The sequence below is a fragment of the Thermodesulfovibrionales bacterium genome (genome assembly GCA_035622735.1).
GTDB lineage: Bacteria > Nitrospirota > Thermodesulfovibrionia > Thermodesulfovibrionales > UBA9159 > DASPUT01.
Genome location: DASPUT010000117.1, coordinates 1 through 8,470, shown reverse-complemented (window position 1 = coordinate 8,470; position 8,470 = coordinate 1). Strand labels below are relative to the sequence as shown.

General features: G+C 53.1%; 9 protein-coding genes. 3 read left to right on the top strand and 6 right to left on the bottom strand.

The annotated features are described in order from the left end of the window. Positions 1-243 precede the first annotated feature (243 nt). From queC to VEI96_06680, 6 genes are all read right to left on the bottom strand, one after another. The gene (queC, locus tag VEI96_06705; GenBank protein ID HXX57673.1) at positions 244-939 is read right to left on the bottom strand and encodes a 7-cyano-7-deazaguanine synthase QueC; all 696 of its coding nucleotides are present in this window, start codon (positions 937-939) and stop codon (positions 244-246) included. Between the two features lie 108 nt (positions 940-1,047). After that, the gene (locus VEI96_06700) at positions 1,048-2,130 is read right to left on the bottom strand and encodes a DUF4388 domain-containing protein (GenBank protein ID HXX57672.1); all 1,083 of its coding nucleotides are present in this window, start codon (positions 2,128-2,130) and stop codon (positions 1,048-1,050) included. Then, a complete protein-coding gene (locus VEI96_06695; GenBank protein ID HXX57671.1) occupies positions 2,121-3,794 on the bottom strand; it encodes a hypothetical protein in 1,674 nt (557 codons plus the stop codon). Before VEI96_06695 ends, VEI96_06700 begins: the two co-directional genes overlap by 10 nt. Then, positions 3,791-4,384, bottom strand: coding sequence for a glycerol-3-phosphate 1-O-acyltransferase PlsY (gene plsY, locus VEI96_06690; protein ID HXX57670.1), 594 nt, complete (start codon positions 4,382-4,384; stop codon positions 3,791-3,793). Before plsY ends, VEI96_06695 begins: the two co-directional genes overlap by 4 nt. Further along, positions 4,381-4,905, bottom strand: a complete 525-nt coding sequence (gene pgsA / locus VEI96_06685; GenBank protein ID HXX57669.1) for a CDP-diacylglycerol--glycerol-3-phosphate 3-phosphatidyltransferase — start codon at positions 4,903-4,905, stop codon at positions 4,381-4,383. Before pgsA ends, plsY begins: the two co-directional genes overlap by 4 nt. Further along, entirely contained in the window at positions 4,895-5,434 is a 540-nt protein-coding gene (locus VEI96_06680; protein ID HXX57668.1) for an HAD-IIIA family hydrolase, read from the bottom strand. The genes pgsA and VEI96_06680 overlap by 11 nt, the downstream gene beginning before the upstream one ends. Before the next feature lie 122 nt (positions 5,435-5,556). On the opposite strand from VEI96_06680, the gene VEI96_06675 reads away from it, so the two are divergent. From VEI96_06675 to VEI96_06665, 3 genes are all read left to right on the top strand, one after another. Further along, positions 5,557-6,522 carry a DUF3187 family protein gene (locus VEI96_06675; protein ID HXX57667.1) on the top strand — a complete coding sequence of 322 codons (966 nt, stop codon included), beginning with the start codon at positions 5,557-5,559 and terminating at the stop codon, positions 6,520-6,522. Positions 6,523-6,647: 125 nt separating this feature from the next. Next, entirely contained in the window at positions 6,648-7,916 is a 1,269-nt protein-coding gene (locus VEI96_06670) for an MFS transporter (GenBank protein HXX57666.1), read from the top strand. 103 nt (positions 7,917-8,019) lie between these two features. Then, positions 8,020-8,470: argininosuccinate synthase domain-containing protein (locus VEI96_06665; protein HXX57665.1), on the top strand; the 451-nt coding region annotated here is incomplete at its 3' end.

The following is an 8,470-nucleotide window of genomic DNA, read 5'->3' as shown; positions in this document are numbered from 1 at the left end:
AAGGGGGGTAGGCCATATCAAGGGTCCCTTTTGATGCTATGAGCGCCATTCTTTTATTCTTCTTTTCCATGTTTCACCTCCTACGTAATGAAGCTGGTATCTTAAAACAGAGAGCAGCCGGATCGGCCGAACTAACGATTTTCTTAGGACGAGATATACGTGAAATTGCCATTAGGCAAACTATACTAAATTCAACGCCTATTGTCAATATAAATTCGAAGCAGTGCAACTATGCAATAAAAATTATGCTAGTGGGTCTTTTATCCCTGCCTCTGCGAATCCCTTCGCCCGAAAGAGGCAACTGTCGCAGCTTCCGCAGGGTTTCCCATCGGGCCTCGGATCATAGCAACTCCAGGTCAGAGAATAATCGAATCCCAGGTCGGCTCCCTTTCGTATGATCTCACCCTTGGTCATCGAAAGGAGCGGCGCACGAATCGCAAACCTGAGGCGTCCTTCAACGGACACTTTCGTGGCGAGATTGGCCATAGCCTCAAAGGCCGTGAGGTATTCAGGACGGCAATCGGGATACCCGCTGTAGTCAACCGCATTCGCGCCGATAAAGATATCCCCGGCGCCCAATACCTCTGCCCATGACAGCGCAAAGGAGAGAAAGATTGTGTTACGGGCAGGGACATACGTTACGGGTATCGTCTCACGATTGGATTTCAGCTCTTTATTCTGCTTCGGGACTTCAATCCCGGCGGTAAGGGCCGAACCCCCGATCTCCCTCAGATCGAAGGTCATTACAAGGTGCTCGAAGACACCGAGCGCTGAGGCGACCATGCTCGCCGATTCCAACTCTCTCCTGTGTCTCTGGTGGTAATCGAAGCTGAGGGCAAAGAGGCCGTACCCTTCTGCCTTGGCTATCGCGAGGGTCGTTGCGGAATCGATACCTCCGCTGAGAAGCACAACGGCTCTTCTGTCATCCGCCTTCTTCATGAATGATGAACGATCAGGCTGACAAGGAACCGGATAGAGAACGAAGATGCGGGATCGCCCTGACCTTTTTTCTGAGTAAGCCGTGATGCTCCCTTTGCATAGCGTCTTTCAGTAAATGTCATCAGCGGTGTCGAGCCTGCCGTCGGGTCCTGCACTGATGATGGTCACGCCATCCCTCTCCGCAACATAGACATAGGGCCTTCCCCAGACATCCGTTGATCCGCCGATTTCCCGTAAATCAGTCGGATAGGAACCGGTGCTGTATTTGTACTCTTCGGCCCGGAATCGCAATGCTTCAATGGCCCTGACCTGCTCTAATCTCTTGAACGAGTCGCCCATGAGAAAGTTCCCGAAGGAAGAACCGCTTTTCCGGAAGACCGGTGTCGCTATTGCGATAAGGACGGCGAAGATAAAGAGTGCCAGAGGGAGAAAGTCCATGAGCGATCTGCCCTTGGCAGCAACCGGCAGGACTTCCGGCTCTATGGCTAGCGGAGAGGGTTCTGCGGCCTCGATGATACCTCTTTCGAGGAGGGACACAAGGATCTTTGAGACCTCAAAGTCGCCTAAACCGCTCAGGTCAATGATCGTGCTCACATCATTTTCGCCGTCGACGCACCGAAGCACATTCTCCTCGTCAGGCGTCAGCGGCATGTCCGCTCCACCGGCCTTCCTGAATATGGTATCGAGCGTTATCTTCCCCTCTATGAGGGACCATTCATCAATGATGCGCAGTCCATCCATGAGGAGATGCTGTGTGTCGAGGGTTATCGGTACGTCTTTATTTATGGGAACCGGCTGTGCCTGAAATTCGTACGTGCCCTCTTTCCATGAAAAGAGCTGAACCACCGTCTCGGTAATCTGGGTAGTGACGGTAGCCATGATATCTTCCTTCCCGACCAGACCCCTGTTCATGAAGATATCGCCCACTTTGACACCCGTCGCCTTCTGCTCCTCCAGAGCGTTACCGAGGTCTTCTTCGGTAATGAGACCCTTCTTGAGGAGGATTCTCCCGAGTCTATTCTCTTCGGTTCTCTTTCGTGATTCCGCGGCAATGATATTTCCGTCGGAGAAGAAGAGGCTCACCCTGTCCACGCGGCCGCTCAAGGTAAGGACGCCGGTTTTTTTCTGGAAATAGATGAGCTGCAGGATATCAGCCAGGCCAAAATCTAAGAGAGATCCTTCTAAAGCCATCCTTTTCTCATTCCCTCCCTCATATACAAGATAGAGGAGATATATGCAAAAGACAGGAGCACAATCGCGAGTGTTATAAGCCACCCGTGGGTAAAGGGGGATATCCCGGCAAAAGGAAACCGGCTGATAGTGATCAGGGAGAGCGAGAAGAAAAACAGCCAGAGAAAGAAGAAGCCTGCCACCAATCTGCCCGCAAAGACCTGACCCGCCCCGGGGATGACGGTCGAGAGAAGCTTTATCTTCCTCCTCCTCTTCGTTTGATTTTGATACGTCGATAACAAACGCTCGATTCTCTCACGGGAGTCCATCTGTTCCATCTTCATGAGGAAATTGTAGCACTGGGGACACATATCACCCCATGCAAGCGTCCGCGAGCACTTGCTGCAGAATATCGCGCCGCACCGTTTACACTGGTGGGCCCTGACCTTTATTTTCTTGTTGCAGAGATAGAATGCCGTCATCATGACCGCCCCGAGGATAAAGGGTAAAGACGAAATCCCGCCTTTCCCCTTCGCATATTCCCATATGGCGGAAATCGGCAGGGTTTCGTCTATGACAGAGCGGTTCGGGCTCCTGCCTGAGATGGCCGCAAACCTGGACGCAGCCTCGCTGTCGAGTTTCGCCGCCTCGAGGAAATATTCTTCCCCCTTGCTGAAATCGAAGAGGTCGCGGTGGACCTGACTGAGATTGAAGAAGGCGGCCGGAAGCGGTTTGATCCCGATCGACATCTTGTAAAAGCGTGTTGCAGCGTCAAGATCCTTCAGGGCATAAAACGCATTGCCGAGATTAATATATACGAGAGGGTCTCCGTGCCGGCCGATCAGGGTCTTGTAAAGGGTGATGGCCTGTTCGTAATAGCCTTCCCTCTTGAGGGCAAGGGCGCGAGAAAAAGCCTCGGCAAACTCTCCCGTGGGCTTAAGGTTCATGAGGGCGTACCGGTTGTCTTTTCCCTCGTTCACCGCTACGATCGCCCTCAACTCCGGCGAGGGAGGAGACAGGAATATGTCGGCCGTTCTCACCATGAGGGGGGAGACGAGCAGGGCAAGGAACGCCGCACATACGAGGGATTTGTCCTTGCCTCTGAAATAGAGCCCCAGGAGAAACAGTACCCCGGCAATGAACGGGACAACCCCGAGGAGGGCAAGAACAACCAACGCAACAAGAAAGATGAGTTTCGTCCTGTCCTCGTGAATGTCATGGGAGATGAGACGGTATTCCACGGGGAACCTGATCGCAACGACGCCGAGGAGCGAAAGGAAAAACGAGACCATGAGACTCGCGGAAAAAATCCCGGCAAAACTGAATGCCCACCAGAAGTTTCTCCCGTATGCCTCTAAGCCCTGCCTGAAGTAGTCGACGCTTTCGAATATCCCGTTCGCAGAGGGAGAAAAACTCTCGCCGGCGAGTTCGAAGTATACGGCAGGGAGGTCGGGTGAATACTTCTTGGCCAGATTAAGGAGTTCACGTCTCTCTCCCCTCTCTGCGAGCGCCTTCGTTATAAGGAGGTAGGAGTAAGGCTCTGTATTGGAGAGACCCTCATCGAGTCTCGTCTCGTAGAGGTTATCTGAGGCAGCGCAGGACCCTGCGCCTCCGATGATGAGACCGTCCGTACGGCCGAATGCCGATACGAGGAATAGAACAATAAAGACCATTCTCCTCATCATCGAACCTTTTCTCCCACCTTTGATTCCGTGCCCGCTAAGAGTCTCTGTATATTAGCAACATGTTTCAGGAGAAGCAAGGCGGTCATCGCTGCGGAGATAATCACTTTGCCGCTTTCCGGGTCGAGCAGATACATGGTCACGGGTAGCACCGTGAAGGAAACGACGGCACCGAGTGACGAATACCTCGTAGTAACGACGACGACAAGCCAGATGCCGGTGGTAATGAATGCGACGAGGGGCGAATAGGCGAGGAGGACTCCTATGCTCGTTGCGACTCCCTTCCCTCCCCTGAAGCGAAGGAACAGAGAGAAGTCATGCCCTGCAATCGCCGACAACCCAACGATTCCTATCTGAAAAGGGTCGTTCAGAAAAAATCGGGACGAAACGATTATTGCAGCCACCCCTTTGAGAACGTCGCCGATTAACGTGAGCAGCGCAGGCACCCTGCCCATCGATCGCAAGACGTTCGTTGCTCCTATATTCCCGCTGCCGACGCTTCTCAAGTCGACCCCTTTTAGCCTTGCGATGACGGTGCCCGTCGGTATCGACCCTACCACGAAGAAGAAGAGCGCAAGGAGGAAGAGGGTCATATGCTCTTCCAGAAAGAGACCGTATACTGGATTCCCGAAATAATGGACAAAACGAGTGCGATCCATATGAGGACAACACCCGCGCCGTAGAGATCGACGCCGAGAACGCTTCCATCGAGGATGAGACAGAGTATCGACGCTATCTGAGCGGTTGTCTTGAGTTTCCCTCCCATCTCTGCGGCTATTACGATGTCCTTTGAAAGGGCGACGGCCCTGAAACCGGTGACGAGGAACTCCCTTACGATGATGATTATCGCTATCCACGCTGAGAGCCGAGCCATGTCCACGAGGAGAATGAGGGCAGATATAACGAGGAACTTGTCTGCGATGGGATCGAGGATGATGCCGAACTTCGTTATCTGACCGGTCTTCCTGGCGAGGTAACCGTCAAGAAAATCGGTAATCGAGGCAATACCGAATATGAGAGCTCCGAGGAAGGGGTGATAGGGAGTGACCATGATAAAGAAGGGGATGAGAACAATCCTGCTGAGGGTCAGGAGTGTCGGCAGGTTAAGTCTCAAGGTATTCTCCCATGAGAGATGTCCAGAGCCCCTTTGCCTTGAGGAGGAAGTCGGTTACCTCCCGTACCGCTCCCCTGCCGCCGCAGCTGTCCGTGACCATCCGTGCATGCTCTTTCGCTTCATCAGCGGCGTCACGTACGGCGACAGAGAGACCGACCCTTCTCAGTATCGGGATGTCGACGATGTCGTCGCCCACGTATGCCACCTCATTCTCCGTCACGCCGAACTTCTCGATAAGATGCTCAAAGGCGACGCTCTTCACATGGCATCTCTGGAATACCTCGGTAATACCCAACTCACGCGCCCTTCTTTCGACGACCTTCGAATACCTCCCGGTGATGATCGCGACCTGCACCCCTGCCTTAACGAGCATCTTTATCCCGTGCCCGTCCCTCACGTGGAAGGCCTTCATCTCATTGTCTCCGCCGTCAAGGATGATGCTTCCGTCGGTGAGCACGCCGTCAACATCGAGAATAAGGAGACGTATGTTTCTTGCTAACTCCTCGATGGTGGCCTGATTCTTTCTCATATGCACCGTATCCCGGAAAATTTGATTTCATTCTATCTGAAAATAGTCTGAAAAGCAAAAATCTTCCGGCTTTCCGCTCATCTGCATACAAAGCGGTGCTATTTTTGTATAATCCATTGTTTATGAAGAACAGCATCGCCAACTTGTCGACCCTTCTCTTTCTGCTCTTTCTCGCCTCTCCCGCGACTTCCTTCGAGGGACCGTTACAGGTAAAAAATCAGTTTCCCCTCTTTGTCTTTCTTAATCCGCCGTATCTCGAACGAGCACTCCCTGAGGACTCCCTTTCCGTGATCCTTTCTTACTCCAGCGACTACATGGTGAAAAGCTCTTCTGACTGGTCTGTAGGGCTTGACATGGAAACAACGGAACTCAGCTTGCGGTACAAAAAAAAGATAGTCAATTCCTTCGAACTCGGCATCGACGTCCCCTTTCTGAGCTTCAACAGTGGGTTTCTCGATCATTTTTTATCCGACTACCACAGGACCTTTGGTTTCTCCGATTATGGGAGGAGCAACAGGCCGGCCAACACGTTTCTCTATGAGATGAGCAAGAACGGCAAGCTCCTCATACAGGCCGATAACGGCACTATCGGCTTGGGAGATATTCGGCTGACAGCAAAGAAGGCGCTCCTCCTCGCCGACCCTGTAGTGAGCCTCATGGCCGATATAGAACTGCCGACGGGAAGCGCCTCAAAGGGCTTCGGCAGCGGCGGCATCGATACGGGGATAGCGGTCCTCATCGATAAGAGACTCGGCGAAAAAGTCATGCTCTACGGCAACGTGGGCGTTGTATTTACGGGTGATCTGAAATGGAAGGAAAGGGTGAAGCTCAGAGACTCGCTCTATGGAGGGGTCTGTGTCGAAGCGGCACCATGGAAGAACTTCTCTCTCCTCGGGCAGGCCGTCTTTCAGAGTTCGCCTTTCCCGGAAACGGGTATTCCCTCATTAGACAGACTGTCCGTGCTGCTCTCGTTCGGTGGACGATATTCACGGGGGGAGAACATCTTTGAGCTTTCATTGACGGAGGACCCCAACACCGCCGGCGCGCCTGACTTTACCGTGGTCTTCGCCTTCAAAAGGAAACTCTGAGACACTCCGATACAAGGGGCCTTTCTTGCATAGAGTCCCGGTTCTATAGAACCCTTGCCGGCCGGCTTTGGGAATAGGAAACAACCCCGAATTCACAATCCGTGACTCGTGTACAATAAGAGATTATGGAGACCCCGAGGAAAGTTCTTCAGAGTCCTGAAAGGTTTTCGGCGCTTTATGTGCGGGACTTTCGCATCTTCTGGATCGGTCAGGTAATTTCGTTCTCGGGCACATGGATGCAATCCATCGCTCAGGGTTGGCTTGTCTATTCCCTCACAAAATCCCCCCTGTACCTCGGTCTTGTTGCTGCCGCGTCGTCTGTGCCGGTTCTCCTTTTTACCCTTATCGGTGGTGTCGTCGCGGACAGGGTTAATAAGAGGAATCTCCTGATCATGACGCAGACCCTCTCGATGATTCCTGCCCTTCTCCTCGGGGCATTGACGGCGTTCAACATTATCACGGTAGGAGAGATCATGGTCATCGCCTTTTTCCTCGGAACGGTGAATGCCCTCGATGTGCCCGCACGGCAGTCCTTCCTCTCGGAGATGGTCCAGAAGGGACATCTCATGAACGCCATCGCCTTGAACTCAGCTGCTTTTAACGGGGCCCGTATCGTCGGTCCCGTGATCGCAGGACTTGCGATAGCAGCCGTGGGGGTTGCAGCCTGTTTTTATATCAACGCCGCCAGCTTTCTCGCTGCAATTCTTGCGCTTCTCATGATCAAGGGAAGAAGCGAAGAAAGAAGTGAAAAACTATTCCGGAAGTCTTACGGTCCCTACCACAGGGCAAAGGTGAGCATCGCAACGGTCGTGAACGACCTCTCCGAAGGACTCCGTTTTGTGGCGAAGGAAGGCGATATATCCAGGATCATGGTTCTCGTCGCGACGCTCAGCCTCTTCGGGATCCCCTTTGTCACCTTCCTCCCGGTCTTTGCAGAGGAGATTCTGAAGGTCGGACCGAGGGGGCTCGGTTTTCTTGCAGGCTCATCGGGGATCGGCTCGCTCTTCGCAGCACTCTTCATCGCATTCAGGGGTGATATAGAGAAGAAAGGGCGGTTCATGTTCATTGCAGGGCTGACCTTCGGCGCTTCACTGTTGGCGTTTTCTCTTTCGAGGGACTACGCCCTTTCCCGTCTGGCCCTCGTCTTTACCGGGTGGGGTATCGTGAGCTTCCTCGCTGTCGGGAACAGCTTTATCCAGCTTTCGGTGCCCGACAGCCTGAGGGGAAGGGTTATGAGTGTCTATGCCCTCGTTTTCCTTGGGGTTGCTCCGGTCGGAAGTTACATCATCGGGGTCATCGCTCATCGTGCGGGGACTCCCGGGGCGGTCTCGATCGGTTCATCGGTCTGTCTCCTGACGACCCTCGTACTCTCAAAGTTTCTGCGGAGGTTATGAGCGTGAAACCTATCGTGTTTTGAAATTTGTTTTTCCTTTGTGCTAAGGTTTATCTTTGCAAGGTGAAGGGCTCGCTATCCTGTAAACAGGTACGGAGGTTCTCATGAAAAAGATCGTGCTCGCATACTCGGGAGGACTCGATACTTCTGTTGCGATCGTCTGGCTTCGGGAGACCTACGGTGCCGAGGTCATAGCTTTTTGCGCCGACCTCGGGCAAGGCGAAGATCTCGAGGCGGTGAGGGAGAAGGCCTTGAGGACTGGTGCTTCGAAGGTCTATGTCGAGGATCTGAGGGAGGAATTCACATCTCAGTATATATTCCCCATGCTCAGGGCGAATGCGGTATACGAAGGCTCTTATCTTCTCGGCACCTCCATCGCGAGGCCTCTCATCGCGAAGCGTCAGATAGAGATTGCCGAAAGAGAAGGGGCTGACGCTGTTTCACACGGGGCAACCGGAAAGGGCAATGACCAGGTGAGGTTCGAACTCACCTATTATGCCCTCAAACCGGACATAAAGGTGGTAGTTCCGTGGCGGGAATGGCCTTTCAAGTCAC